The organism is Terribacillus sp. FSL K6-0262 (genome assembly GCF_037977385.1).
Lineage (GTDB): Bacteria > Bacillota > Bacilli > Bacillales > Amphibacillaceae > Terribacillus.
Map to the genome: position 1 here is coordinate 1,231,537 of NZ_CP150277.1, position 23,521 is coordinate 1,255,057.

29 protein-coding genes, 1 pseudogene and 2 riboswitches are annotated in these 23,521 nt (G+C 47.3%); of the genes and pseudogenes, 8 read left to right on the forward strand and 22 right to left on the reverse strand.

Annotation, left to right across the window (positions count from 1 at the left end):
- Nucleotides 1-22: 22 nt before the first annotated feature.
- Nucleotides 23-1,201, reverse strand: coding sequence for a pyridoxal phosphate-dependent aminotransferase (locus MHI54_RS06335; RefSeq protein ID WP_340082664.1), 1,179 nt, complete (start codon nucleotides 1,199-1,201; stop codon nucleotides 23-25).
- Between the two features lie 107 nt (nucleotides 1,202-1,308).
- Nucleotides 1,309-1,411: riboswitch (SAM riboswitch) on the forward strand.
- A 78-nt stretch (nucleotides 1,412-1,489) separates the two neighbouring features.
- Here MHI54_RS06335 and MHI54_RS06340 point away from each other — a divergent pair.
- The 3 genes from MHI54_RS06340 to MHI54_RS06350 all read left to right on the forward strand — a co-directional run bounded on the left by MHI54_RS06340 (nucleotide 1,490) and on the right by MHI54_RS06350 (nucleotide 3,751).
- Nucleotides 1,490-2,584, forward strand: coding sequence for an iron-containing alcohol dehydrogenase family protein (locus MHI54_RS06340; protein ID WP_095217024.1), 1,095 nt, complete (start codon nucleotides 1,490-1,492; stop codon nucleotides 2,582-2,584).
- Nucleotides 2,581-3,363: a carbon-nitrogen family hydrolase gene (locus MHI54_RS06345; protein ID WP_095217023.1), complete on the forward strand. Its 783-nt coding sequence runs from the start codon at nucleotides 2,581-2,583 to the stop codon at nucleotides 3,361-3,363. Before MHI54_RS06340 ends, MHI54_RS06345 begins: the two co-directional genes overlap by 4 nt.
- A gap of 94 nt (nucleotides 3,364-3,457) precedes the next feature.
- A complete protein-coding gene (locus MHI54_RS06350) occupies nucleotides 3,458-3,751 on the forward strand; it encodes a DUF3817 domain-containing protein (protein ID WP_095217022.1) in 294 nt (97 codons plus the stop codon).
- 113 nt (nucleotides 3,752-3,864) lie between these two features.
- On the opposite strand, the gene MHI54_RS06355 is transcribed toward MHI54_RS06350, so the two are convergent.
- From MHI54_RS06355 to MHI54_RS06365, 3 genes and pseudogenes are all read right to left on the reverse strand, one after another.
- Nucleotides 3,865-4,347 carry a DUF456 family protein gene (locus MHI54_RS06355; protein WP_095217054.1) on the reverse strand — a complete coding sequence of 161 codons (483 nt, stop codon included), beginning with the start codon at nucleotides 4,345-4,347 and terminating at the stop codon, nucleotides 3,865-3,867.
- A gap of 69 nt (nucleotides 4,348-4,416) precedes the next feature.
- A pseudogene (locus MHI54_RS06360) lies at nucleotides 4,417-5,435 on the reverse strand (glycosyltransferase family 2 protein).
- A gap of 217 nt (nucleotides 5,436-5,652) precedes the next feature.
- Nucleotides 5,653-6,141, reverse strand: a complete 489-nt coding sequence (locus MHI54_RS06365) for an NUDIX hydrolase (protein ID WP_095217020.1) — start codon at nucleotides 6,139-6,141, stop codon at nucleotides 5,653-5,655.
- A gap of 70 nt (nucleotides 6,142-6,211) precedes the next feature.
- Here MHI54_RS06365 and MHI54_RS06370 point away from each other — a divergent pair, with 70 nt between their 5' ends.
- Nucleotides 6,212-7,255 carry a metalloregulator ArsR/SmtB family transcription factor gene (locus MHI54_RS06370; protein ID WP_158221582.1) on the forward strand — a complete coding sequence of 348 codons (1,044 nt, stop codon included), beginning with the start codon at nucleotides 6,212-6,214 and terminating at the stop codon, nucleotides 7,253-7,255.
- A 4-nt stretch (nucleotides 7,256-7,259) separates the two neighbouring features.
- On the forward strand, nucleotides 7,260-8,456 hold the full coding sequence (locus tag MHI54_RS06375; protein WP_340082667.1) for an MFS transporter: 1,197 nt from the start codon (nucleotides 7,260-7,262) through the stop codon (nucleotides 8,454-8,456).
- A 54-nt stretch (nucleotides 8,457-8,510) separates the two neighbouring features.
- On the opposite strand, the gene MHI54_RS06380 is transcribed toward MHI54_RS06375, so the two are convergent.
- The 3 genes from MHI54_RS06380 to thiE form a co-directional block, all read right to left on the reverse strand.
- Complete coding sequence (locus tag MHI54_RS06380) at nucleotides 8,511-9,773, reverse strand: S8 family peptidase (RefSeq protein WP_095217017.1); 1,263 nt, start codon at nucleotides 9,771-9,773, stop codon at nucleotides 8,511-8,513.
- Nucleotides 9,774-10,014: 241 nt separating this feature from the next.
- Nucleotides 10,015-11,079, reverse strand: coding sequence for a CopD family protein (locus tag MHI54_RS06385; RefSeq protein WP_095217016.1), 1,065 nt, complete (start codon nucleotides 11,077-11,079; stop codon nucleotides 10,015-10,017).
- A gap of 332 nt (nucleotides 11,080-11,411) precedes the next feature.
- Nucleotides 11,412-12,050, reverse strand: coding sequence for a thiamine phosphate synthase (thiE, locus tag MHI54_RS06390; protein WP_095217015.1), 639 nt, complete (start codon nucleotides 12,048-12,050; stop codon nucleotides 11,412-11,414).
- A 173-nt stretch (nucleotides 12,051-12,223) separates the two neighbouring features.
- Here thiE and MHI54_RS06395 point away from each other — a divergent pair, with 173 nt between their 5' ends.
- Entirely contained in the window at nucleotides 12,224-12,547 is a 324-nt protein-coding gene (locus MHI54_RS06395) for a YckD family protein (RefSeq protein ID WP_158221581.1), read from the forward strand.
- Between the two features lie 41 nt (nucleotides 12,548-12,588).
- Here MHI54_RS06395 and thiM read toward each other — a convergent pair whose 3' ends face one another.
- From thiM to MHI54_RS06445, 10 genes are all read right to left on the reverse strand, one after another.
- Nucleotides 12,589-13,407 (reverse strand): hydroxyethylthiazole kinase, encoded by an 819-nt coding sequence (thiM, locus tag MHI54_RS06400; RefSeq protein ID WP_304442501.1) that lies wholly within the window; start codon nucleotides 13,405-13,407, stop codon nucleotides 12,589-12,591.
- Complete coding sequence (thiD, locus tag MHI54_RS06405; protein WP_095217012.1) at nucleotides 13,373-14,209, reverse strand: bifunctional hydroxymethylpyrimidine kinase/phosphomethylpyrimidine kinase; 837 nt, start codon at nucleotides 14,207-14,209, stop codon at nucleotides 13,373-13,375. The genes thiM and thiD overlap by 35 nt, the downstream gene beginning before the upstream one ends.
- A complete protein-coding gene (gene tenA, locus MHI54_RS06410; RefSeq protein ID WP_095217011.1) occupies nucleotides 14,202-14,900 on the reverse strand; it encodes a thiaminase II in 699 nt (232 codons plus the stop codon). Before tenA ends, thiD begins: the two co-directional genes overlap by 8 nt.
- 120 nt (nucleotides 14,901-15,020) lie before the next feature.
- Nucleotides 15,021-15,121: riboswitch (TPP riboswitch) on the reverse strand.
- A 59-nt stretch (nucleotides 15,122-15,180) separates the two neighbouring features.
- Nucleotides 15,181-16,209 carry a spore photoproduct lyase gene (splB, locus tag MHI54_RS06415; protein ID WP_095217010.1) on the reverse strand — a complete coding sequence of 343 codons (1,029 nt, stop codon included), beginning with the start codon at nucleotides 16,207-16,209 and terminating at the stop codon, nucleotides 15,181-15,183.
- Entirely contained in the window at nucleotides 16,202-16,444 is a 243-nt protein-coding gene (locus tag MHI54_RS06420) for a transcriptional regulator SplA domain-containing protein (protein WP_095217009.1), read from the reverse strand. Before MHI54_RS06420 ends, splB begins: the two co-directional genes overlap by 8 nt.
- A 193-nt stretch (nucleotides 16,445-16,637) precedes the next feature.
- Nucleotides 16,638-16,832 (reverse strand): hypothetical protein, encoded by a 195-nt coding sequence (locus tag MHI54_RS06425; protein ID WP_143594506.1) that lies wholly within the window; start codon nucleotides 16,830-16,832, stop codon nucleotides 16,638-16,640.
- A gap of 104 nt (nucleotides 16,833-16,936) precedes the next feature.
- On the reverse strand, nucleotides 16,937-17,968 hold the full coding sequence (locus MHI54_RS06430) for an EAL domain-containing protein (protein ID WP_233135111.1): 1,032 nt from the start codon (nucleotides 17,966-17,968) through the stop codon (nucleotides 16,937-16,939).
- Nucleotides 17,968-18,381: a secondary thiamine-phosphate synthase enzyme YjbQ gene (locus MHI54_RS06435; RefSeq protein WP_095216725.1), complete on the reverse strand. Its 414-nt coding sequence runs from the start codon at nucleotides 18,379-18,381 to the stop codon at nucleotides 17,968-17,970. Before MHI54_RS06435 ends, MHI54_RS06430 begins: the two co-directional genes overlap by 1 nt.
- A gap of 277 nt (nucleotides 18,382-18,658) precedes the next feature.
- Nucleotides 18,659-19,120 carry a flavodoxin gene (locus MHI54_RS06440; RefSeq protein ID WP_095216788.1) on the reverse strand — a complete coding sequence of 154 codons (462 nt, stop codon included), beginning with the start codon at nucleotides 19,118-19,120 and terminating at the stop codon, nucleotides 18,659-18,661.
- 78 nt (nucleotides 19,121-19,198) lie between these two features.
- On the reverse strand, nucleotides 19,199-19,399 hold the full coding sequence (locus MHI54_RS06445; RefSeq protein ID WP_095216726.1) for a hypothetical protein: 201 nt from the start codon (nucleotides 19,397-19,399) through the stop codon (nucleotides 19,199-19,201).
- A 97-nt stretch (nucleotides 19,400-19,496) separates the two neighbouring features.
- On the opposite strand from MHI54_RS06445, the gene MHI54_RS06450 reads away from it, so the two are divergent.
- The gene (locus tag MHI54_RS06450; protein ID WP_095216727.1) at nucleotides 19,497-19,889 is read left to right on the forward strand and encodes a CrcB family protein; all 393 of its coding nucleotides are present in this window, start codon (nucleotides 19,497-19,499) and stop codon (nucleotides 19,887-19,889) included.
- Entirely contained in the window at nucleotides 19,886-20,230 is a 345-nt protein-coding gene (crcB, locus tag MHI54_RS06455; protein ID WP_158221567.1) for a fluoride efflux transporter CrcB, read from the forward strand. Before MHI54_RS06450 ends, crcB begins: the two co-directional genes overlap by 4 nt.
- Nucleotides 20,231-20,267: 37 nt before the next feature.
- On the opposite strand, the gene MHI54_RS06460 is transcribed toward crcB, so the two are convergent.
- Genes MHI54_RS06460 through MHI54_RS06480 form a run of 5 tightly spaced genes read right to left on the reverse strand, consistent with a single transcriptional unit; the run spans nucleotide 20,268 to nucleotide 23,437 of the window.
- Nucleotides 20,268-20,693, reverse strand: a complete 426-nt coding sequence (locus tag MHI54_RS06460; RefSeq protein ID WP_095216729.1) for a DUF4064 domain-containing protein — start codon at nucleotides 20,691-20,693, stop codon at nucleotides 20,268-20,270.
- A 21-nt stretch (nucleotides 20,694-20,714) separates the two neighbouring features.
- Nucleotides 20,715-21,128 carry a DUF4064 domain-containing protein gene (locus MHI54_RS06465; RefSeq protein ID WP_095216730.1) on the reverse strand — a complete coding sequence of 138 codons (414 nt, stop codon included), beginning with the start codon at nucleotides 21,126-21,128 and terminating at the stop codon, nucleotides 20,715-20,717.
- Between the two features lie 26 nt (nucleotides 21,129-21,154).
- Nucleotides 21,155-21,580: a DUF4064 domain-containing protein gene (locus tag MHI54_RS06470; protein ID WP_095216731.1), complete on the reverse strand. Its 426-nt coding sequence runs from the start codon at nucleotides 21,578-21,580 to the stop codon at nucleotides 21,155-21,157.
- Nucleotides 21,581-21,597: 17 nt separating this feature from the next.
- Nucleotides 21,598-22,518 carry an ABC transporter permease subunit gene (locus MHI54_RS06475; protein WP_095216732.1) on the reverse strand — a complete coding sequence of 307 codons (921 nt, stop codon included), beginning with the start codon at nucleotides 22,516-22,518 and terminating at the stop codon, nucleotides 21,598-21,600.
- Nucleotides 22,511-23,437 (reverse strand): ABC transporter ATP-binding protein, encoded by a 927-nt coding sequence (locus MHI54_RS06480; protein ID WP_340082673.1) that lies wholly within the window; start codon nucleotides 23,435-23,437, stop codon nucleotides 22,511-22,513. Before MHI54_RS06480 ends, MHI54_RS06475 begins: the two co-directional genes overlap by 8 nt.
- Nucleotides 23,438-23,521 lie beyond the last annotated feature (84 nt).

Here is a 23,521-nt window from a genome sequence, read left to right on the forward strand (position 1 = left end):
AGTCCCCTTGACTGGCTCTTTTCTATGCCTTCGAGAAGATGCCGAGCCTTTCGATTCGCTTTGCAGCCTCCAGCAATCTTTCTTCCGTATCCAATAGACCGGCTCGAACGTATCCTTCACCATGCTTCCCGAAACCATTGCCGGGAGCAACCGCCACATGGGCCTTTTCAAGCAGCAAATCCGCAAATTCCTCCGATGTGAATCCGTTCGGAACAGGCAGCCAAACAAAGAAAGTCCCCTTTGGTTCAGGTACATCCCAGCCGATTGCACGCAAATGGCCGATAAAGGCATCCCTTCTGGCTTCATATGTGTGAATCAGCTCTTCCACACAGGTTTGATCTGACGTCAGGGCATACGCTGCCGCTTCCTGCATGGCTCCGAACAAGCTCACATAAAGATGATCTTGAATCAAATTCAGGCTTTCTATCACGGAAGCATTGCCGACAGCAAAAGCGATGCGCCAGCCTGCCATATTATAGGTTTTGGATAAGGTGTACATCTCGATGCCGACTTCCTTGCTGCCCTCGGATTGCAGGAAGCTCTGCGGTTTTTCTCCATCAAACCCAAGTGCACCATAAGCGAAATCATGCAGGACACAAATTTTATGTTCCTTTGCCAGTTCCACTGTTTTATCGAAGAACTCCCGATCTGCTGTAGCAGCAGTCGGGTTGTTCGGATAATTCAGGAACATTAGCTTTGCTTCTTCCAGATCACCCGCAGAAATAGCATCATACTCAGGCAGGAATCCATTCTCAGCAGTCAATGGCATGAGCGATGTCCGTGCTTGTGCAAGTTCGATTCCGGACATATAATCGGGATACCCCGGATCCGGAAGCAATGCCAAATCACCCGGATTCAAAAGACATTGACTGATCTCCACCAAACCTGTCTTAGAGCCGAACATGATGGCCACTTCTGTTTCGGGATCTAGTTTCACGCCGTATTCCCGGTCATAAAAGTCACAGACTGCCTGTTTAAGAAAATCAAAGCCTCTGAATGGTGAATATTTATGATAAGCCGGATTATCAGAGGCTTCTTTCAATTTATCTACGATATGCTGCGGTGTCGGCAAATCAGGGTTCCCCTGCCCGAGCTTGATGATATCGTGCCCCTGTTGCTCCAGCAAACCCACCTTGTGTACCAAGCCGGCAAAAAACTGTTCCGGCAATTGTTTCAGCGCATCTGAAAACGGAAAATCCATTTGACTCACTCTCCTGTCACCTTGCATCCATCCATTCTGACTATTGACAATCTTGACAGTCTTGGAAATACAATGTAATAATGAACAAATCATACATGATTCACTCACTCTTATCAAGAGAAGGCGGAGGGACTTGGCCCGATGAAGCCCGGCAACCGGTGCGTAATGCACACGGTGCTAATTCCAACAGCAAATGCTGAGGGATAAGGGGACGGATGCGTTGGCCTTTCCCTCTTCCAATTTCGCTTGGAAGAGTTTTTTTGTATAAAAAATCAATGAGGTGACAGCATGACGATCAACATTAAAGGTGCACCAAACTATTATGCGTGCGAAGAAAATATATTGGACAGCCTTCCCGCAAGGCTTGCAGGATTGAATTGGACAAACGGCTTGCTTATTCACGGTGATGCATCCTGGAAAGCCGCTTCTCCATTCCTGGACCACATCGATCTGCCGGTTAAACGTGTTGCCTATAATGGTCAATGCACACATGCGGAAGCAGCTAGATTAGCAAATATCGCAACAGGAGAAGCTGCTCAATTCATAATCGGCGTAGGCGGCGGAAAAGTGTTGGATACCGCCAAAGCCGCTGCTGATGAGGCAGGGCTTCCCGTCATATTGATTCCTACAATCATATCCAACTGCTCCCCATGGGCTTCCCTTAGCGTCTTCTATGATGAGGCAGGCAATTTTGTCGAATATACAATCTTCCCTCGCAGTACATTCATGCTCCTGGTCGAGCCAAGGCTGCTGCTCACGACACCAGCACCTTATCTGATTGCCGGCATTGGCGATACATTGGCAAAATGGTATGAGGCAGATGTGCTGACCGAAAATATGACCGATCAGCCGCTAGCTGTCCAAATCGCTCGCAATGCTGCCAAATTATGCCGTGATATCCTTATTGCTGAAGGTGATGCAGCGATTTGTTCTTTACAGGATAAGCGAGCAGACAGTTCATTCCTCAGAGTTGCGGAAACCATCATCATGGCAGGCGGTATGGTAGGCGGATTCGGGGACGAGTACGGCCGTATCGCCGGTGCTCATTCCATTCACAACGGATTGACCAGATTGCCAGAAACACATGAGCAGCTGCATGGGAATAAAGTGGCTTACGGCATTCTTATCCAGCTTGCGTTGGAGGGGAAATTTGACGAGATTCTCACTTTGCTGCCATTCTACCGTAAGCTCGGCCTACCTACCGTATTGAAAGAGCTTGGCGTGAAAGGGGATCTTGATAGAGCAATGAAAATCACCGCAGACGGCGCAGTAGCTCCAGGGGAATCGATTCATTTCATGCATGTTTCCTCTTCGGATCGAGTAGTGGAGGCAATGCACCGTGTAGAAACATTCGTTGCGGCAAATCAGGGAGTGACACAATGAAGCTTGCATTGATTCAGCATGATATCATTTTTGGCGATCCAGAAGCCAATTATGGAAAAATGGAAGCATTGATAAATGAGGCACAGGAAAATGCTGATGTCATTGTGCTGCCCGAGCTTTGGACCACTGGTTATGATCTGACAAGGCTTGATGCCATCAGCGATGATGAGGGAGAAACGACGAAGCGGTTCATCAGCAGGCTGGCCAAGGCCCATCAGGTATATATCGTCGCTGGTTCCATCGCCAAGCAAACGGAAGCAGGCATCCATAACACGATGCTTGTCTTCGGGCCAGCAGGCGAATTGCTGCATGAATATGACAAGGCACATCTATTCCGGCTGATGGATGAAGAGAAGTTCCTCACCCAAGGCGACAGGTCTGCCTCTTTCTCCATCGGAAACAAGCAAGCGGCCGGGGTCATCTGCTATGATATCCGTTTTCCGGAATTCATCCGCACGCATATGATACATGATCAGCAAGTATTATTCGTCGTCGCTGAGTGGCCGAAGCAGCGGCTGGACCACTGGCGCGCACTCCTGCTCAGCAGGGCCATCGAAAATCAATGTTTTGTAGTCGCTTGTAATCGCGCAGGAAGTGATCCAGCTAATGAATTCGCCGGGCACAGCCTGATCATCGGGCCGTGGGGTGAAGTAATTGCTGAAGCAGGCGAAGAAGCGACCATTCTATATGGGGAAGCGGATCTGGGCCAAGTGGACGACGTACGCAGCCGTATTCCGGTCTTCCAGGATAGACGGCCTGCCATCTATGATGTGAAATGATATTTTGACAATGTTATGACAAGTTATCCCGAGTTGTGGTAAAGATAGGCTGGCTTGCTTATACTATTTACAAACGGTTTCTGGGAGGGCTTTCATGCAAGCGACACTGAAATGGTTCCGAACGATCGGATTTCTCGAAGGGACTTCTTTGCTTTTGCTGTTAATCATAGCGATGCCGCTGAAATACATGATGGATATACCGATTTTCGTCACCTATATAGGTGCCATCCACGGCGGCCTGTTCGTCCTGTATGTGATTTGGACTGGCTACACAACATTGAAAGTCGGCTGGGGATTGAAATGGGCGATCTTTGCCTTACTCGCATCCGTCATTCCATTCGGCTATTACATCTTCGATATGAAATTGCAGAAAACACAATATGCTTAAACAATATTATCTCAAACTCAAACCAACACCCTGTTCCTGCAGGGTGTTTTTGATTTCTATATAAACGGGAAAGAGTGACCTCACACATGGAGATCACCCTTGGTTGTTCCATTTTATACGAAGGCTGCTATGAAGAACCAAACGATCATGATCAATTGAATGACGATTTTAGCTATCGATCCGCCAAGGAAACCAAGCAGTGAGCCAATGGAGGAATAGATAGCCTCCCTTGGTGTCCTTTTTTGAACCAACTCCGTCACAAGCACAGCAACAAACGGCACGATGATGATACCAAAAGGCGGTATGATGAAGGAACCTACGATTACGCCGATTGCCGCAATTCGCTCTCCCCATTTACTGCCGCCGAACTTCTTGACAAAGTAACTGTTCGCGATGATATCCGAGATGATCAGAATCACCGTCAGGATGACCATCGCAATCCAGAAGAAGACAGATAAATCTCCATCGCTCAGCATGAACTGAAAAACCAAAAATCCAATCCAGAGCATAAGCGGCGATGGGATGACAGGATAGATGATCCCCGCAAAACTTGCGATGAATGCCACCGCAATGATAATCCAAGCTATTATATCCAGTGCCACAACCAATCCTCCATATCTTTCCTTGATAGTACGTATTATGACACAGGAAGCAGGAAAAGGAAATCAAAGCGTAAGCTTCTCAAAGAATGCTGTGTTATGGAGGATACTCGGGTGATCCGGGTGATAAGACACAGCTTTTTCATGAGCGGATTTTGCCTCCTTCAGCAAGCCTAGTCTGGAATAACAAAGTGTCAGCTGCAAATAAGGATACCATGTCGTATAAGCAGGTACACTGAAGCCCGGCAGCTCCTTGCCTTCATAGTCCAAAGCCTGCCGATACCAATAGGCAGCCGCCTCATAATTCCGCTCCTCCGTCAGCAGGTCCCCGATCAAACAGCAAAATTCAGGGCGCGGGCGATCATATCGGAATGATCGGAACAAGTGCATCCGATACCCTTCCATATCTCCTTCTGCTTTGCAGCATTCCGCCAGATATTGACATGCACGGATATTATCCTCCACCCACCCTTGTTCTGATTGAAGGAATCCCGTGTACCAGATTTTGGCACGTTCGAATTGTCCATGATCTCTCAGCTCGTTCGCATAGTAAAACATATCGCGCGGCGTCAGCTGTCTTCCCGAGGCAATGTAAGACTCATAGATATTTCCGAGGCCACGATATTGCCGCCGAATTCCAAGTATTCATGAACGGCACCATGCCAGCGGAAATTTTTGCTGCGCCTCACAATGCGATTGCGCCGATAAAGATATAACGGGCGACCTTTCTCATCCAGTGCAGTATGATAATACATCGAAATAACATCCACATCTCCCGCCAGATTTCCCCACAAATCCCGGAAGGCCTGCTGATCCTTCGGCAGCAGCACATCATCCGCGTCTAGCCACATGATATACTCACTGGTTGCTTTACTGAAGCTGTAATTCCTGGCAGCCGAAAAATCATCTATCCAGTCAAAATCGTAGATATGTGATGTATACTTTGCTGCGATTGCCTTCGTTTGATCAGTCGATCCAGTATCCACAATCACGATTTCATCAACCAGATCCCTAACACTTTCCAGACAGCCAGCCAATACCTCTTCCTCATTTTTAACAATCATGCATAGACTGATGGTACGCATACGTCACCTCGACATACATTGTTGTACTCAAACCTATGCAAGCGGAGCTTGAATATGCCAGAACAAGCTTATGGATGAATTCATCCCATAACCCTCTCCGCACCGGATAAGGATGGATCGCTTGGTTTCTCCCACCCCCGCGGAGACGCTTGCCAGGAGACAGACGGCAGCATCTCATGCAAAATCCAGCCATGCAATACAGCAACTCCTAATCCCCTCACTCGAAAATTCCCTTCCTAATTTCCCAATGCGGATAGACAACAGTCTCAAGGGGCAATTCGGATGAAGATAGCCACTTGATTGCCTGCATGACCAAAGGCGAGCTGTTCTTACTGGATAGACTTTCAATGGGAACCCATTCAGCCGCAGATGCATCCTGCCCCGCAAATTGTATAGGAAGTTTCAATTGCCCCGTTACCTCCCCTGTATAAAAAACAGCAGTATGGTGCAAGTCGGTAAATTGCTTCCACTGCCAGGGAAGCTTGAAATCAATCACGCCAATCTGTTTTTCAACTTCCGCGGTCAGGCCCGTCTCTTCTTTCACCTCACGGATGACAGCTTCCAGTAACCCCTCCCCATTTTCCGGACTTCCCCCTGGTAAGTCATAGCGATTGATATATGGACCGCGGCTTTTATGGATGACAAGCAGTTTGCTGTCGTTCTGTATGACGGCATACACACCGAATGCTTGATGATGATTAGTCATGCTTTCACTCCATTCTACTTTTATTGAATTATATATTCTATTATTATAGAATTACAGTGAGGTGATGAATATGCAGATAATTCAGACTGGATTTAAGGCAAAACATGATTATACCATTTTGTTCGAAACATCGTTATTATGGGAAGCTGCCTTAGGAATAGCCGCAGTTACAAACAAATCACTGAAAGGGACACTCGAGCATGTGGATAAGATGTGGGATAACCCGGAAAACGGCTTTTCGCCGGCGCTTCAGCACGATTTACAAATTGTTCATGAGCATAATACATGGAAAGCACTGCTTCAATTGCTCCATCATTCCAATGTCCGTACCTTGACAGAGTGGATAGGTGAAATTTCTGACATGTCTGAACAGACAATGCGGGAGCGTTGCCTTCCTTACATCGGCAGCACATTCGAAAAGCATCGGACCATGGCTGCCCAGGGAAATGCCAGCTCTTTGGCCTTGCTGCAAGAAGTTACCGCGGACAACCCTTTCTTCCCGGATTATATCGATTATATGGTGACAGCAGATATTTCCTTCCTGAAAAACCACTTGATCTCGACTATGACCAATTGGTTCGCATCGGTGATTGAGCCGAACAAAAAGCGATTAGAGGATATGTTGAAACGGGATATCGCCGAAAAAAAACAAAGACTAGCGGCAATGGATAAACTTGCTTTCATTCGATGGGTAACCAACAGCACCAGCTATAAACCGGATGAGTCTATCCACACCATTCTCTTCATTCCGCATTACCATTACAGACCGTGGACAATCCTCGCTGATTTGCCTGGTACTAAGGTGTTTTATTATCCAATCCATGCAGGCAGCATCGATCCCGAAAACAAATATAATCCGGATACGATGCTTGTAAGAAAGTATAAAGCATTGGGGGATGCAACGCGGCTTAATTTATTGAAGCGTTTGATGGAGGGGGAACATGCGCTCCAGGAATTAGCCGAACAGCTTCCCGCTGCAAAATCCACTCTTCATCATCATTTGAAAATGCTCAAATCAGCCGGGCTTATCGGTTCAAATAAACAAATCTACTATGCAAACAAGGATATGATTGCCTCTTTGGATCATGAACTGCAGACCTATCTGGAAGGATGATTAAATGCCCGCTCAAAAAATCACTCTGACCCATCCGTTATCGCGCCTGATGATGAGTACGACAATGGCGGCCATGGCCGGCCAAGTGTACAGCATCCTGCTGCCATTGCTCGTATTGGAAGTGACCTCTTCGGCTATCGCCGTTACGATTGCCTTGGCTGCAGAGCGGGCGACAATGCTGCTGCAGCCTCTCATCGGCCCTTTGCTTGATCGCGCGAACTGGAAGCACGTTCTGTTGGCGGCCGATTTGGCACGCTTTCTTTGCTTTCTTCTGTTAAGTGTCCTTGCCATGAATGGACAGTTTAGTCTAGCCCTCATCTGCTTCCTATCTGTATGTATCGGTTTTGCCGGGCAATTCTACCAAGGCGCACAATTCACTGCCATACCTTATCTGGTTTCCGAACGTCAGCTTCACTATGCCAATAGCTTGGAAAGCGCCTTATATCAGCTTACTATAGTGATTGGCCCAAGCCTTGGCGGCACTATTCTTTTGTTTTTCAGCATCTACAACAGCTTGATAGCCGTAAGCATTTTATCCTTACTCGCTGTATGGCTAGTCCTCATGCTGCCATATGAGCAGCATACTGCCAGCGCACGCACATTTTCCATTTCCACCTACATACAAGAGCTGAAGGAAGGTTTCACATTCTTATATCATCAGAAAGAAATTTGGTACACTAATCTCGTTTTACTTATTTCCAATTTCGGCATTCAATTTCTCATTGTCTTACTGGTCATCCATGTAGACAACCTCACAACTGACCCCGTGCTTATCGGCGTCGTCCTATCCTCAGGGGGGATTGGAGCCATTCTGGGAACTTCGCTAGGTTTTCTTGCAGATCGCTTCTCCACATATAGACAGATACTATTCGCTGCCAAAGTGATTGGCGGATTATCCATCATCCTGGTCGGCCTAACAGATACCATATGGCTGGCAGCCTGCTTCAATATGATCGGCACAGCAGCTGCCGGGGCTGTGAATCCAATCATCAAAACAATTCGACAGCGTCATACACCTCGCCATTTATTAGGACGAGTCCAATCCACATCCCGCTTCATCACATTCACTTTACTACCGGCAGCCTCAATATTTGCCGGCTTCCTATCAGAGTGGATCGGCATCGGAACTACGATAGTGCTCGGCGGATGTATTGCCAGCTTAGCCAGTCTTCTAGTGTGGAGATTGCCTCGAAAACTATAAAAAAGAAGGCTCCTCGAAAAAGGAGCCTTCTTCCTTCCATCCATTACCTTTGCATCATTGAACCAGTGGGAATCCGAAACCGGAGGCATAATCATCTCCGCGTGCTGCACCATAGCCTCCAAGGATATCATTTGCTCGTGCACGCGACTGCAGCGTCTGTCTTACTTGAGAGCTGCTGAGGCTTGTATTTTCAGACCATATTTTTGCTGCCAGACCGGAGATATGCGGTGTAGCCATGGATGTACCAGTAAGTGTTGCATACGTATTTCCCGGGTATGTGGATAGGATTGCTGATCCAGGAGCTGACACTTCCACATCACCCTGCTGGATGTAGTAGTCGCCATCCGTACGGCTGTAGCCCCTGGAAGAAGAATCGGCGACACGGTATGTTCCATTTTGCTGACGGTTCTCTAAGTTGGCGACTGCCACGGCTTCCGGCAGTGCAGCAGGATAGCCGATGGAGCCTTCATATGGACCTGAATTCCCGCTGGCTGCAATCACTAGTGCCCCGCTGCTGTTTGCATATCGCACCGCACTGGAGATGAGGGAATCCTGTCCGCCGCCAAGCGACATACTGATAACCACTCTTTCCCCGCGATTGGCTCCCTCGTCGGCAGCTTTCCGGATTGCGTTGGCAATATCATCGGAATAACCGCGGCCATCATCACCAAGTACCTTGTACGCCCAAAGGTCAGCTTCCGGCGCTACACCATAGATGCCCGAGCCATTACCGCCATTGGCAAGTGCAGATCCGGAAACATGCGTACCATGTCCATCACGGTCGACACAAGTGCCATTCACCTGTCCGCTGGATGCTTGTGTAAAGTCGATGCATTGCTCCACATTGGCAGCCAGATCAGGGTGATTGACAGATGTTCCTGTATCGAGAACGGCAATGTTGATATTATCCCCGCCGCTTGTCCTCGTTATGGATGGATTGTCATAGATTGCTTGTATCCCCCATGGTGTCCGATCGGATACCGCTTGGGTCGAAACATCTCGTTTGGCTGACACTTCCTGCTTCGAATACACCGTTACTTCGGTTACTTCCAAGTCCTTATCAGCTTTCAATTCCTTAAGCTCTTCTTTCGATACTTCGGTAGTGAAGCCCTCGTTGCCAAAGCTGTTACGTACACCATGCTCTTCCTTGACCTCGTCAGTGGCTTGTGTGGAGAAGACCCCATCCTTCTGCTTGACAAGAACACGGACTTCCCCATTTTTTGCCGTTTCATCAGGAGCAGCTGAAGCTTGCAGTGGCTGGAATGCAGATAATCCTATCATTGCGACAGCAGCGACACTTACCAGTTTTCTTTTCATTCGATCACCTCGCTGGTTTTTATAGTCACTGAGGTGGTGTCCAATCCTCTGCTCGAGACTCTCAGAAACTATTAAAGTAAATCTAGCATAGGCTTCCAGCAAAATGTATTGGGAAAACAGCCGACAGCAGCATACAAAAAAAGACATCATTCCAATTTCTTTTTCCTTTTTCCAGCAGAATATTTGCGCAGGTGAAAATTTCTGTGAGAAAAGTCGGAATAATGTCTTTCTGTCTAAGCTATCAGAATTGCAAACTGGTCATTATGGCTGTGTACAAAAGACCCGAAGCAGCGAATGCTGCCGCCAATGCAAAGCTTGCTGCTGCTCTTTTTTTGAAAAAATATACAATACTGGCCAAAAACAAGCCAAATCCGATGAAGCAAACAACTCCAAGTCCACTTAAATGCCAGGTTGCGACACTTTCAGCCGTCACTTTAGGAAATATGCTGCCGAAAATCAGCGCAGAGCCTTCATTGCTTAACGCGCTCTTTATGTTGTCCGGCGGGGCAGATGTATTGAGTATCGCGGTGCAAATGAAGACAATCGCCAGCAAGACGGCTTGGGCACGTATCCAATTAATCGGGCGGAATCCAGGATCGCGCTGGGCCTTCTTTGCCAGAAATCCATTGATGACAGCAAAAACAAGTACCGGAATGAACACGATATGCTTCACGAACAGCATTTGTCCATATGTGAGCATCAAAGCATTTCCGTAATCCCGTATGTCCATTGCAAACAGCATAACGACGATGCCGCTGGCTGTCACTGTGATGACGAGCAGGATTGCAAATGGTGTGAACCACTTCAGGAAACTTTCCCAACTGAAGTACTTGGGAGCATAAAAACAAACATGAATCAGCACACCAACCCAGAGGACAGCGGCACTTACATGTATGAAATAGGCGAATGCCCCCATCAAATCCCTCTCTGTGTGGCCGCCATACACATGAAGAAACAGCATACCAAGGAACAAGAGGAGTGTCAGAACCGGAAGTTTATCGAAATAAAGCAGCACCCAGACAGTGATGGCCAGGATAAAGATGCCTATCCAGACTCTTCCGGCTGTAAACTGGAAGAGCACCTGCCCCAATGCTTGTCCATATCCATCCTGTGCACCATGCAGCGAGACAAGATTAATGACCGGTCCGCTCGTGACCAGCGCCGCCGATGCCGCAGCTGCCAAGACATCACTTCGCGGCGTCCGGATAGCTGCTTCTTCCTTGCGCACAAATCGGAAAACAAGATGACCGGCAACAAAAGAGAAAGCGATATACGACAGCAACTCCAATAATGGAATGAGAATCACGGATATGCCCTTCTATATTTACAAAATGCCAGCATAACCAACATCGTTTCTTTCATTACTCTACAACTCCATTTTTTCCTTTATCTTTCTTCCATCGTATAAAAGAAATGTACTAGCGTATAGAAGAAAATGTGACCAAATCCGTACACTTAAGCATGAGAAACAAAAGATATGCATTGACTGGGATATGTCTCCATCCATATATTTTCCCATGCCGCATTGCTGTCAGCTGTGCAGGATTTTCTGTCCGCTATCAGGAGTTTTTCGTAGTGAAGCAGGTGTCTTGAAGCGGGAATCTTATTTCAGGGTGGCATTATAACAAAAAGGCGCACTCATCCGTGCACCTTCCCCGCTTTCAGCATATTCACTGCCTCTTGGATATCGCTCGCTTTGGTCAAAACCGAGATGAACGAGATTCCATCCGCACCAGCCTGACGGACAGCTTCTGCATTTTTCTGATTGATGCCGCCAATTGCGACTATCGGAAATTCACCGACTTGTTTCCGGATTTCCCGCAGTCCCGTGAGTCCGATCGGGAACTTGGCATCTATTTTTGTCCGTGTGGCAGCAATGGGACCGACACCAATGTAATGTGCCCCGTCCTGGATTGCCTTTTTGGCTTCTTCGGCATTTTGGGCACTTACACCGATGATGAAATGCTCTGGACAGCGTGCCTTCACCAGCTGCATCGCTTCATCCGTCTGTCCGATATGCACACCATCTGCGCCAATCGCAATGGCAAGATCGACATCGTCATTCACGATGAAAGGAATACTATGCGCACGGCACCTAGCCTGGAGCCGTTCCGCCAGCTGTCGTTTTGCTTTTCCAGTCCTTGCCCCCTCCCCTTTTTCACGAAATTGAAACATCGTGATGCCCGCATCGAGCGCTTGCTCCAATATATCCTCCGGATCCTTGTCCGGGCAGTTTTGACTGCCCATGATGAAATAAAGCTCCAATTCCTCTTTCATATTACTGCTCCTTTGCCATTGATACTTTTCACATCCCAAACCTGTATTGAATTTGCTCTCATTCCTCAGATAGAAAAATCCCTTGCTCCTAATTTAGGAAAAAGTGTGGAAGATGGATAGTAATCCCAAAACTGCGTAAAGTAAGCCCAAGCTTGAACAAGGAGTTGATAAAGTTGAAATGGATAAAAGCTGGGGCTGTCATTATCGCTCTATGCCTTGGATTGGTGGTTGCCAATCCTGCCGCTTCCTTCGCCGCTGACAAAGCTGTTGCAGATGTACTGACAGATAAGCAGAAGCAGGAAATAGCGGCGCTGCAGAAACAAGCATTGGAGCAAGAAAAGCAAATCATCGAGAAATACGTTGAATTCGGTGTCTTTTCTGAAGAAAAAGCCGACCAAATCGTGAAGCATTTGGATCAGCGATTCGAACAGCTGGAGCAGGATGGCTTCATCCCGAAACCGCATCGGCATGGACATCCTGCGCATCCAGATAAATGACTGTCCACAATCAGCAGGCTGGAATCCTGCTGATTGTTTCATTACACTTCTACCGGAATTTCATCCACTCGTTCCAATCCACTTACGTCATTCCCCAAAAGATAAAGCTGATCCAGGAAAGCAGCCTGAAAACTTCCCGGAGCTTGCGCAAGCTCGGCTGCAGCCTCTGCTGCGATACCATAGAAACTTAGTGCGCCGATGCATGCTTTCATCACATCATCCGCAGCTCCTGCAAATGCCGCAACGACTGCACCGAGAAGGCAGCCGGATCCTGTTATTTTCGTCAGCATCTCATGGCCATTCGACACACTATACGTATGGTTCCCATCCGAGAGGACATCTATTTTGCCTGTTGCGATCACAATCGTATCCAGCTCTCTTGCAATTTGCTGGACGTGGCCTGGGGATATACCTTCACCAGAACCATCCACACCTTTTATTTTAGCCGATATACCGCCGAGGACAGCTATTTCACCCGCATTCCCCCGTATGACAGTGACATCCACCTCTGCCAAAATACGACGGGCTGTTTCTGTCCTGTAGGTCGTCGCACCCACACCGACAGGATCGAAAATCACCGGGATACCGAGTCTGTTCGCTTCTTTCCCAGCTAAGATCATCGCTTCCGCATCGGCAGCAGCCAGGGTGCCGATATTGATCAGCAGCGCCTGTGCATGCTGCACCATCTGCGCTGCTTCTTCCTTAGCGGATGCCATAACCGGAGAAGCTCCGAGTGCAATCAACCCATTTGCAGTAAAATTGATGACCACATTGTTTGTAATACAATGAATCAGTGGGTTCTTTGTGCGGACTTCCTTTATCACATCAGTATACTTCATTATGCTGTCCCTCCTGTACAGGCACACTTTTCAGACGGTAGCCCCAATGGTTTGTCGGCCCGTTCCCTTTGCCTAGCTGCAGCGAATAACGAATCGCATCTGTTACAAACTCCTTGCCGATTTTGACTGCCTCCTGCAACGATCTCCCCTTCGCCAATTCCGCTGTGATTGCCGCCGAATATGTGCATCCTGTTCCATGAGTATGCTTTGTCGGGATTCGCTCGGCTGTGTAGGACGTAAAGTTTTCCCCATCATAAAGCCAATCTGCAGCTAAAGCATCTTCCATATGCCCGCCTTTCATAAGGACAGCTTTTGCCCCATATTCCCTGACGATTCTTTTTGCCGCTGTTTTCATACTGGCTTCGTCCTCTATCCGCATTCCAGTTAGTTCTTCCGCTTCCGGTACGTTCGGCGTAACCAGTGATGCCAGCGGCACGAGATGTGTCTTCAGCGCATCTCTCGAATCTTCTCCCATTAGGGCATGCCCGCTTTTGGCATACATGACAGGATCCATGACATAAATGGTATTTGCATCATTCAGCATAGCAGCGATACAGCGCATCATCTCTTCCGATGCAATCATTCCGGTCTTTACAGCAGCCGGGATGATGTCCGAAAAAATGGATTCCAGCTGCTGCTTTAGAAATTCGACCGGAACATGATGAATTGCCTGCACACCAGTCGTGTTCTGGGCGACAAGGGATGTTATCACGCTCATGCCATATACCTCGCGCTCTTGGAATGTCTTCAGATCAGCCTGGATGCCGGCACCGCCTGAAGGATCCGTACCGGCAATCGTCAAAGCACTCTTCACATCAGGCATGAAGGGACTCCCCTTTCAATGGTATCATCCAATCTTGCTCGGTGGTTGCCATCTCCCAAAAGGCATGTTCCAGCATACAGCTTTTCAGGAATGCTTTACGCGCTCGTTCCTTGGCAGCAGATCCTGCTGTTTCCGCCCATTTGTCCAGCCGCTTGCAAAGCTCGGCTGTCACATCCGGCATACCGTCTTCCCTGCTGGCATAGAACTGGATCCATTCCAGGAACGGATTGGATTCATCCGGCTCCTTCGTCTCGATAATATGGGCAGCCAGCGCTTGATACGTCCACGGGCAAGGCAGGAGTGCTGCCATCAGCTCCCCGATATCACCATGTACAGCACTATTCATCATGTGGGAAATGTAATGATCTGCTGCCGGCGGCGGTGTCATACGCTGCAAATCCTCGTATTTCACACCAGCCACCTTACAGAACACATTATGCGGATGAATTTCACTATGCAGGACAAAATTAATCTGGGACTGATAGAAATCCATCTCTTCCCTTGTCTCACATTTGCTTACTGCCAAGCCATAAATACGAGCGAATGCAGTCAGGTACTCATAGTCTGCCTTCACGTAATGGATCAGCGCCTCTTTAGGCACATGGCCATTTGCAACTCCTTCGACGAAAGGATGCTGATAGATTGCTTCGAAAACCGGGTTTGCTTCTTCTCTCAATTGTGCAGAAAACATGTAAATTCCTCCCCTTATTGGAGAAAGCCCTGATGAAGAGTGATTGGCGCCGGCTAAATAAAAAAGCCGCTCCAGAAGTATGGAGCGACTCGTATACATAGCGATAGTGTCAAAGTTCACACGAATCCGGCTCCACTTCCCTACGCTGGTGTTAACCAGATCAGGTTCAAAGGGATAAAGATCTCTCTTATCTCAGCCGAACGGCACCCCTAGTGGACTTCCTCAAATTCAATTGTCCCTTTAACTATCACATGCATGGATAAGATTGTCAACCGATGCATCAAGTGAAATATTCAATCCGTGAATGCGGGAACATTTTATAGATCGTGCTCCCAAGAATGTCTTTGATTTCTTCCTGTTCCTCATTCTGATAAACATACTTCCCGATACCGTAGCGGCCCCATTTATATTTCCGCTTGTTTTCATCGAGTTCCAGCTTTGTCATCGGGTAATTTTTCTGGATGACACGTTTTGCCGGCTTTGTGAAACGGTGCTGGATCAATTCAAAGGTAAGGTTCTTTTTGGCATGAGCGGGCAGCGCTGCTTCCAGATGCTCCAGCATTTCCGGATAGCCCTTCTGCCAGCCCTCATGCAGATAAATCGGAGCAACGATGAAGCCAAGCGGATAACCTGCTTCTGCAACTTTCACGGCAGCTTCGATCCGATCTTTCAAACGGGAGGTTCCAGGTTCGAAGTATTTGATCACATAGTCATCATTGATGCTGAATCGGAACCTTGTCCGTCCCTGATGATCTGCGTCCAGCAAATGATCCACATGGGCAAATTTCGTCACGAAACGCAGCTGTCCATGTTTGGATCGACCGAAGTATTCTATTGCATGTTTCAGCGTGTGCGTCAGATGGTCGATGCCGACAATATCCGAAGTACAGGAAGCCTCGAAACGCGTCTCTTCAGGCGCCCTCTCCTGCATATATTGCTCTGCCGCCTCGAAAATCTCATCTGTATTCACATACGTACGGATATAAGGTTTGGATCCCATCGTTGTCTGCAGGTAGCAATAATGGCAATGTCCCATACATCCTGTCGCAAAAGGAATCGCATATTCCGCAGATGGTTTGGACGTATCGAATTTCAATGTTTTCCGTACGCCGACGACCAATGTCGATTTGGCAGTGCGATACTTCTGGAACTCATTTTCCCCCGGCAGATTACGAACCTGGTTATGGGAAGTGGTCTCACGGATTTCCACTCCCATGTCCTGGAATTTATCCCGAAGTTTCACGCCAAGCGGATACTCCAATGCCCTGGGCTCGATATAGACGAGCTGCGGCACGAACGGTTTAACCATAATACCCACCCTCGGTCAGGCCGAAAGCAGACACATACGCCTCCTCCGCCTCGCCAAGATCCTGATAGACTGCAACTTCATCCGTCAGCGGATAATACGTTTCATAAATGAACAAAGCAAGTTCCCCGGGCTTTTCCGGATGATGGACGACTGCTGCTTCCTGTATATTTGCCACTCCCTGTGCATGAGGATTGCGAATGATCACATAGACGATATCCCCTGGCTGAAATGCCATACCGTTGGCCTCCTTTTTTATACATACTGGGGGTAGTATGCACAAATTGCAGACAAAGCATGTAAAAAAATGAACCCTTTTCCAGGAAGTATTCGTCTACTTCTTAAGGAGGGGTCCATAGTGAAAATCTTTATATATATTTTTCTGTTCATCATCTTGTCTTTTATCGTTTACTATCTGCTGGCCAATTGAATCATATCCGGAAACGGGCCACAGAGGTTTGCAGCTCTTCCGCAAGATACGAAAGCGAACCGGATGAGGCAGCTCCTTCTTCAGTTGCGTCATCTTCGACAAACAAATCATAAGCTTCTTCATTCTGATTCGCCTTTGTCCGGATGTCATTCAGCTTTACCCGCGCTTGTTTATAGATTTCATAAATACTTTCCACCTGCATGCACATCGTATTATGTCTTAATTTTTAAAAAAACTCGTCAACAAAAGCCCTGCCACTTCAGCGCAATGATGCCGCCTGGTATCAGGACTTTCACACAATTATCTCAATGGAAACAATGAACCGCCAGAAACTGCTTCCGGACTTGGTTTCCCCACATAGTAGCCTTGGGCTAAATCAATTCCAATACGCTTGCAGAAGCCAAATTCTTCTTCTCTTTCAATCCCTTCTGCCAGAACCTTCGAACCAAGTGTCCTGGCAACATCGATCACATTATGGAGAAATTCCTGTTTTTCGGGATCCGTATCGCAATCGGATATATATGCCCTGTCTATTTTGACGATATCTGGCTCCAGCTCCCTGAACAAATCAAGTGTGGAATAGCCTGCTCCCACATCATCAAGCGCCACCATCATCCCCTCTTGTTTATAGCGTTTGAAAATACGTTTCAAGCGGGACACGTCATCCAATTTCTCCGTTTCGACCACTTCAAACACTAGATCACCGGGAGCAATCCCATATTCATTGACCATATGGAAAGTCTGCCTCAGACAGTAATCAGGATTATAGATAGTGGATGGCAGGAAATTGATGAAACTCTTCACTCCAGCCGGTATACCTTCCTTTGCCCTCTTCCTGACTGCCGTCTGTCTCGCTTGCTGATCAAGCATGGCGGTGAGTCCTGCTTCAGCAGCGAAATGAAACAAGACATCTGGCGTTACTTCCGATTTGTCCGCGCGCAATAAGTGCTCAAAACCGAAAATCGCCTCATCCTTCATGGAAATGATCGGCTGCAAAAAGGAACGAAATGCTCTCTTATCGATGATCTCCGTAAATTGGGGGAATTGAATCCGATGAAGCAGCACCTCGACTGGCACCATTGGATAACTATGCGTGACTTTCTTGGCAACGGAACACATTGCATCGGTTATGCTTTGGCTTCGGATGGAGAGCAGCATCTGCTCCAGCTGATGTTTATTGAAATATTGATAAATCGTATATCTATCTTCCTGCCTGAGCGGATTGCCTAAAGGCGGATTTTGATAGGATCCCGGCAGCCTCAGCAGTAATTCCCCCTTCTCCGGTATAGGGAGGATAGTACCGCACATCGCACAAACAGAGGGCTGCTCCATCACGATACACCCTTTCCGCATGGCAGGACTTGAACTGCATACTTCCGTGATCTGGGTCCATCGAATTCACAAAAATAAATGCCTTGCCATGTCCCCAATACTAATTCCCCCCCTGAAATAAGGACTGTCTGCGCATGTCCGACGGTACTGGTCTTTAAATGGGCTGCAGTATTTCCTTCTGCATGGCGGTCCAACTCATGTTCCCAAGGAAATACCTCCCTGAGCCGGCGAAGAAAATCCCGTTTCACATCGGGATCGGCATTCTCATTTACAGTGATCCCCGCCGTCGTATGCAGGGAAGAGATGACTGCAATCCCCTCCAGGATGCCTGCGGACTGTATATAGCGCTGAATGGAGTCGGTGATTTCAATCATATCATCATGCTGGTTTGTTACTATTGGGAAAATGTCCATAGTCCTGCCTCCTGTTCTGATCCTATACCCAAAATTATTCGACATTGTTCTACATAATCCTTTTTAAATCCAAAAAAGTGTCTGAACCAACTTTGACAGCGTTATCATAAATCATTCAAAATGGCATGACCCAGTAACTCTTCTTCATATATTTCTATTGCAGAGACAGAAGCGCCTAAAGTGGGGATAGGAGATAAAGAGCTTCACTTAGTGCCAGGAGGAACAAACGAAGAAAAAATCTCATGACAAAAAAGCAGTCTGCATTTGCAGACTGCTTTTATATGTGCTGTTTTTCCACTATCGAAGCAAACGAAGCCGCGAATTCCTGACAGTTGCGGATATCCTCGTCTTCCGGGGATAGGTCGACTTTCAGGTTTTCTAAAACGATTTCCGCTCCTCGTTCCTTGAATTTCTCCTCAAACGAATCGATGGCCGCACCGAAACTTGCATATATCGAATCACAAGATCCAAAAAGAGCTACTGGCTTGCCGTCCAGTTCGATGTCATCCAGCTCATCATAGAAATCCTCGATTTCGTAAGGGATGTCTCCGTCTCCCCAAGTATAGGTACCCATCAAGATGCCATCGTAATCCGGCATCGTAAATACATCTAGTTGATCTATATCAATTTGGACCTTCGTTACCTCGATCCCTTTTTCCTCCAGAGTCTGTTCCATAATGTCAGCCATCTCTTCTGTGTTGCCCGACATACTGGTGAATGCTATCAGTACACTTGCCACCTTCATTCACTTCCCTTCATCTGCTCTCATTTTAATTGATAACAATTCTCAATGTCAAATGGAGCAATCAAGGAAGCATCATTTCCTTTTGACTGCCTGGTAGGCAAGCTTAAAGTTCTTTTTCGTCTCTTCGCCGAAGATATTGAGGTCACCTTCGAAAATCTGCTCAACTGTAAGCTGATAAGCTTCTTCCAGGGTACAGTTGCGTGTATTCAGCAACAGGCGAAAATAGGATATGAAATATTCCTCACTAAGAATCGCCGCGTTTTTCATCATCATACTACCTTTCCTTATGAATCCATCATACTAGCGTAACATAAATAATGGGGTATAATACAGACATACAGCAGTATATGCAGAAAAAGAAGGTTTGTGTATGAAAGTGTATATCGCCATCGGCTGCGGCGGCAGTATCGGGGCACTTCTGCGTTATCTTGCCGGGGTAATAGTGAATCAGGACGGCAGTTTTCCCCTGGCCACGCTTTGCATCAATATCGTTGGTTGTTTCGCTATGGGGTATTTGACTAACTTCGTCAAACGGCGCTTCTTCGGGGATAATCCTGCCCTGGCCAAAGGACTGACTACCGGCTTGGTCGGGGCTTTTACGACCTTTTCCACTGTCAGCCTGGATACAGCCCTGCTTTTCCAGGATGATCTGATCCATATCGGATTGCTCTATCTTGCATGCAGTACCGCGGGCGGCCTGGGCGCTCTGCTTCTCGGACTGCGCTTTTCCCCGGATCCGGCTCAAAAGGAGCGTGGAGTATGAGCATTGTTTTTATTTTGATAGGCGGATGGCTTGGAGCGGTGATTCGGTATGAAATCAGCAGACGGATAGAGACATTCTGGAAATGCGGCTTCCCGCTGGCAACCTTCCTGATCAATGTGATGGGTTCTTTTCTGATCGGACTGGTGTTCCAGTCGGATTGGGGAACGGACTGGCATAATTTCCTCGCAGTTGGTTTCCTTGGATCGTTTACGACTTTCTCTACTTTCCATTTGGAAATTGTCCAATTAAGCAGCCGGAAGCAAATCATCATCGCTGTCACTTACTTGCTATGCAGCTATGCGGCTGGTATCATGCTGGCCCTGATCGGATTGACCATTTAAAAAGGGACACCGCTTCTCCAGAGCGGTGTCCCTCTTTTCAATAGCTCTCTATCGTGTTGTCGTTTGTATCGAAGGGTTTCCTGACGATCGCAAGGATCCCTGCGACAAGAAGTAGAATTGACGGGATAAAAGAAACGAAAAGTGTCAGCAAAGCAGAGAGTACGGCAGTTACAATAAAGATGACACCAGAAGCTGTGGATCTGTCGTCACGGCGTAAAAGCACGATTCCCACAACACCCAGAATAGCCGATATCACACTGACAACGACGAAATACCATCCCATACCGCCTAAAATACTGCTTATCAAATCTGCATCTTCAGCCGTAAGTGCAGGATCATTATACATCTCCTCGCGCATGACATCTCCCGTTGCCGCGATGAGTAATCCGACTAAAATGGCAGCCAATGCATGAAAAGCCACACCTATAATCCCTAATACCAATTCTGCAGTACGTTTAATCAATCTGTTTCTCCTCCCTGACCATTAAGCGCCGCTTTCATCCAAGGGCCTTCTAGCCAGCACCAATATACCTGCAATAGTGTACAAGACGCCGCCGATAAAGCCCGATAGGAAAGTAGCGATCGAACCCACCAACGCAACGATGATCAACATGACACCCAGTCCTACCTGCTTACGATCTGCCTTGAGCCTGAATGCAGCCACAATACCTAAAATGGCACAAATCACACTTACAATAATGACGAATATCCCGATGGAACTTGCCATATCGGCTATCATATCCGTATCAACCGGCCGGTCCACTCCGCTATCCACAATCTCTTGGCGGGCAGCTTCCGGATCGTATCCAGCAACCTGGACTGCCGTCATGACCGCAGTAATGAGGAAGACAATTGCACCAATGATGGCAAGTACCTTCTCCGCTGTTCGTCTCAACATGTCAAACCTCCTTCCTGCGTTACTTCTTAATAAGTTTCTCCTCTATCATTATATTGCTCGACAGGCTTGCGCACAATCGCCATGATACCCGCGATCAAATAAAGAACACCACTGATGAAACCGGAAAAGATAGAAAGAAGTGTACCAAGCACCGCTGTTACGATCAGAAGGACGCCTGCCCCTGTTGCCTTCTTATTTGGTTTCAGCATTGCAAGCGAAACAAAACCAAGAATTGCACAAATCACATACAGGATGATCAGCCAAATGGACATCCCAGTCACGATATCAGTAAACATAGAAGCATCCTCTTGCGTAAAACCTTGGTTTACGAGTTCATTCGTTGCTGCTTCATCCGCTCCTCCAAGCCCTATAGCCGACCAGACCGCAAAGATAAGAAATAAAACCGCTCCAATGATTGCCAATACTTTTTCTGCTGTTCTTTTTACCATCATAATTCCCCTCTCCTATTTTATTGACCCGCTACATCACGTTTGGTGAACAATACCCAGCCTATGACAAGGAAGATGAGATAATACACAATGATAGTCACAATCGAGAATGTAAGCGTTAAATCATCAATCATCTTATACCCTGTCGTAAATTGCGTCAAATCCAGATTTGCAAACAAAATATATTTTGCGAACGGTTTATCTGCTATGAAGCTGACAACCGAGGTGCCGACGAACATCAAGAAGATGGCAGTCCCGATGGCTAAGGCACTATTGCGGAAAGCTGCTGAAATCATGAAGGCGAATGTCGACCAAACTGCCAGTTTGACCAGCTGCAGCCCGTAGTCCTGGGCAATCCTCGTCCAAACAGAAACCTCTACGATTTCCCCGTCCTTCATTTGCAGTACAGAACCATCCCCTCCCAATCCGAAGAAGATCATACCGAATAACCAAGCGGTGATAAATAAAATGATCAATGCCGTCAAAGCAAACAAAAGCACGCTCGCATACTTCGCGAAGAATATCTTTGTTCTCGTTGCAGGTCTGGTCAGCAATAATTTGATCGTTCCCCAGCGGAATTCATTCGCAAGGATTCCTCCGGCAACGATGATTGTAATCAGACTGAGCACGCTTGTCAGATAATGGCTCTCATAAAGGAATCCCCATGCCGACATTCCTTCCGGCTTCAAATCGTTTTCGATCCGATAATTGTTTATTGCGATATTTGGATCGGAAGGATCTATTTCTGCATACATTTGATTTTCTTCCTGCAAACTCTGCTTCCATGTCTCATCATCGTACGTCATGATACCGTCAGCTGTCCGCATTAATATTGAAAAGCCGAGCACGATGACTACAAGGATACCAAGCAATATCCATGTCGACAGCTGGCTGTACAGCTTCGTCTGTTCGTTACGGACAAGCTGGAAAAAGTTACTCAATGCTATTCTCTCCAATCACATGTAAGAATTTATCCTCCAGTGTCTTCCGTTCCACTGCAAAGCCGTACATTTCAATATCGGCGCGTGCCAGTTCCTTGATGATGGATGGGATGGCCTCACGCTTTATCGGGAATGTCAATTTCCCGCTGCTCGCCATTGCAGTTATGCCGAATTGTTCCTGCAGGAGACGCTGTGCTTTTTCGTGATAGTCTGAAGGGCAATCGATCTGAACGACTTCAGCCGGTGTTTCCCCTTCCGTGTTTTGGATTTGCTGGATGGAGATGAGCTCGCCGTTTTTCAGGATGCCGATTCGATCACACATCAATTCCATCTCAGAAAGCAAATGGCTCGAAACGATGACTGCCACATTTTCCTGTTCTGCCAATCTGCGTATATATTGGCGGATTTCACGTATTCCTGTTGGATCCAATCCATTGGTCGGCTCATCCAGAATCAAAATGGATGGATTATGTAATAAAGCCTGTGCGATGCCCAGCCGCTGCCGCATACCTAAAGAATATCGCTTTACTTTTTGGTGAATGCGTTTTTCCAATCCGACGAGCTTCACCACTTCATCGATTCGCTCTTTCGTAATCCCGGGAATCATCCTCGAAAATACAAGCAAATTCTTATAACCTGACATGAATCCATATAATTCCGGGTTCTCGACGATGGCGCCTACATGGCGGATTGCTTCTTTATAGTCCGTCTTGATGCTTTTCCCCAGTATCCGTACATCCCCTTCCGAAATACGGATCAAGCCTACCATCATCCGGATTGTCGTTGTTTTTCCCGCTCCGTTCGGTCCCAGGAATCCAAATACCTCGCCCGGCTGAATGTCGAAGTCCAATCCCTTCACAATCAGTTTGGAGCCGATCTGTTTCTTCAGACCGATCAGCTGCATAGCCGGTTCTGTCATTCCGTTCACCCTTTCCTTGTCACGAATTTGTCACTTTCCATAATATGTACGCAGCACCTTGCCAGATTGTTTCATTTTTATTCA

Bases quoted from the DNA above. Each gene is read 5' to 3' on its own strand.
- MHI54_RS06340 (WP_095217024.1), top strand. From the start codon at position 1,490: ATGACGATCAACATTAAAGGTGCACCAAACTATTATGCGTGCGAAGAA.
- MHI54_RS06380 (WP_095217017.1), bottom strand. From the start codon at position 9,773: ATGAAAAGAAAACTGGTAAGTGTCGCTGCTGTCGCAATGATAGGATTA.
- MHI54_RS06445 (WP_095216726.1), bottom strand. From the start codon at position 19,399: ATGATGATGAAAAACGCGGCGATTCTTAGTGAGGAATATTTCATATCC.
- MHI54_RS06375 (WP_340082667.1), top strand. From the start codon at position 7,260: ATGCCCGCTCAAAAAATCACTCTGACCCATCCGTTATCGCGCCTGATG.
- thiE (WP_095217015.1), bottom strand. From the start codon at position 12,050: ATGAAAGAGGAATTGGAGCTTTATTTCATCATGGGCAGTCAAAACTGC.
- MHI54_RS06420 (WP_095217009.1), bottom strand. From the start codon at position 16,444: ATGGCATTTCAGCCAGGGGATATCGTCTATGTGATCATTCGCAATCCT.
- MHI54_RS06365 (WP_095217020.1), bottom strand. From the start codon at position 6,141: ATGACTAATCATCATCAAGCATTCGGTGTGTATGCCGTCATACAGAAC.
- crcB (WP_158221567.1), top strand. From the start codon at position 19,886: ATGAGCATTGTTTTTATTTTGATAGGCGGATGGCTTGGAGCGGTGATT.
- MHI54_RS06480 (WP_340082673.1), bottom strand. From the start codon at position 23,437: ATGACAGAACCGGCTATGCAGCTGATCGGTCTGAAGAAACAGATCGGC.
- MHI54_RS06350 (WP_095217022.1), top strand. From the start codon at position 3,458: ATGCAAGCGACACTGAAATGGTTCCGAACGATCGGATTTCTCGAAGGG.
- MHI54_RS06470 (WP_095216731.1), bottom strand. From the start codon at position 21,580: ATGATGGTAAAAAGAACAGCAGAAAAAGTATTGGCAATCATTGGAGCG.
- tenA (WP_095217011.1), bottom strand. From the start codon at position 14,900: ATGTTTTCTGCACAATTGAGAGAAGAAGCAAACCCGGTTTTCGAAGCA.
- thiD (WP_095217012.1), bottom strand. From the start codon at position 14,209: ATGCCTGATGTGAAGAGTGCTTTGACGATTGCCGGTACGGATCCTTCA.
- MHI54_RS06450 (WP_095216727.1), top strand. From the start codon at position 19,497: ATGAAAGTGTATATCGCCATCGGCTGCGGCGGCAGTATCGGGGCACTT.
- splB (WP_095217010.1), bottom strand. From the start codon at position 16,209: ATGGTTAAACCGTTCGTGCCGCAGCTCGTCTATATCGAGCCCAGGGCA.
- MHI54_RS06465 (WP_095216730.1), bottom strand. From the start codon at position 21,128: ATGTTGAGACGAACAGCGGAGAAGGTACTTGCCATCATTGGTGCAATT.
- MHI54_RS06430 (WP_233135111.1), bottom strand. From the start codon at position 17,968: ATGGAGCAGCCCTCTGTTTGTGCGATGTGCGGTACTATCCTCCCTATA.
- MHI54_RS06335 (WP_340082664.1), bottom strand. From the start codon at position 1,201: ATGGATTTTCCGTTTTCAGATGCGCTGAAACAATTGCCGGAACAGTTT.
- MHI54_RS06370 (WP_158221582.1), top strand. From the start codon at position 6,212: ATGCAGATAATTCAGACTGGATTTAAGGCAAAACATGATTATACCATT.
- MHI54_RS06345 (WP_095217023.1), top strand. From the start codon at position 2,581: ATGAAGCTTGCATTGATTCAGCATGATATCATTTTTGGCGATCCAGAA.
- MHI54_RS06435 (WP_095216725.1), bottom strand. From the start codon at position 18,381: ATGGACATTTTCCCAATAGTAACAAACCAGCATGATGATATGATTGAA.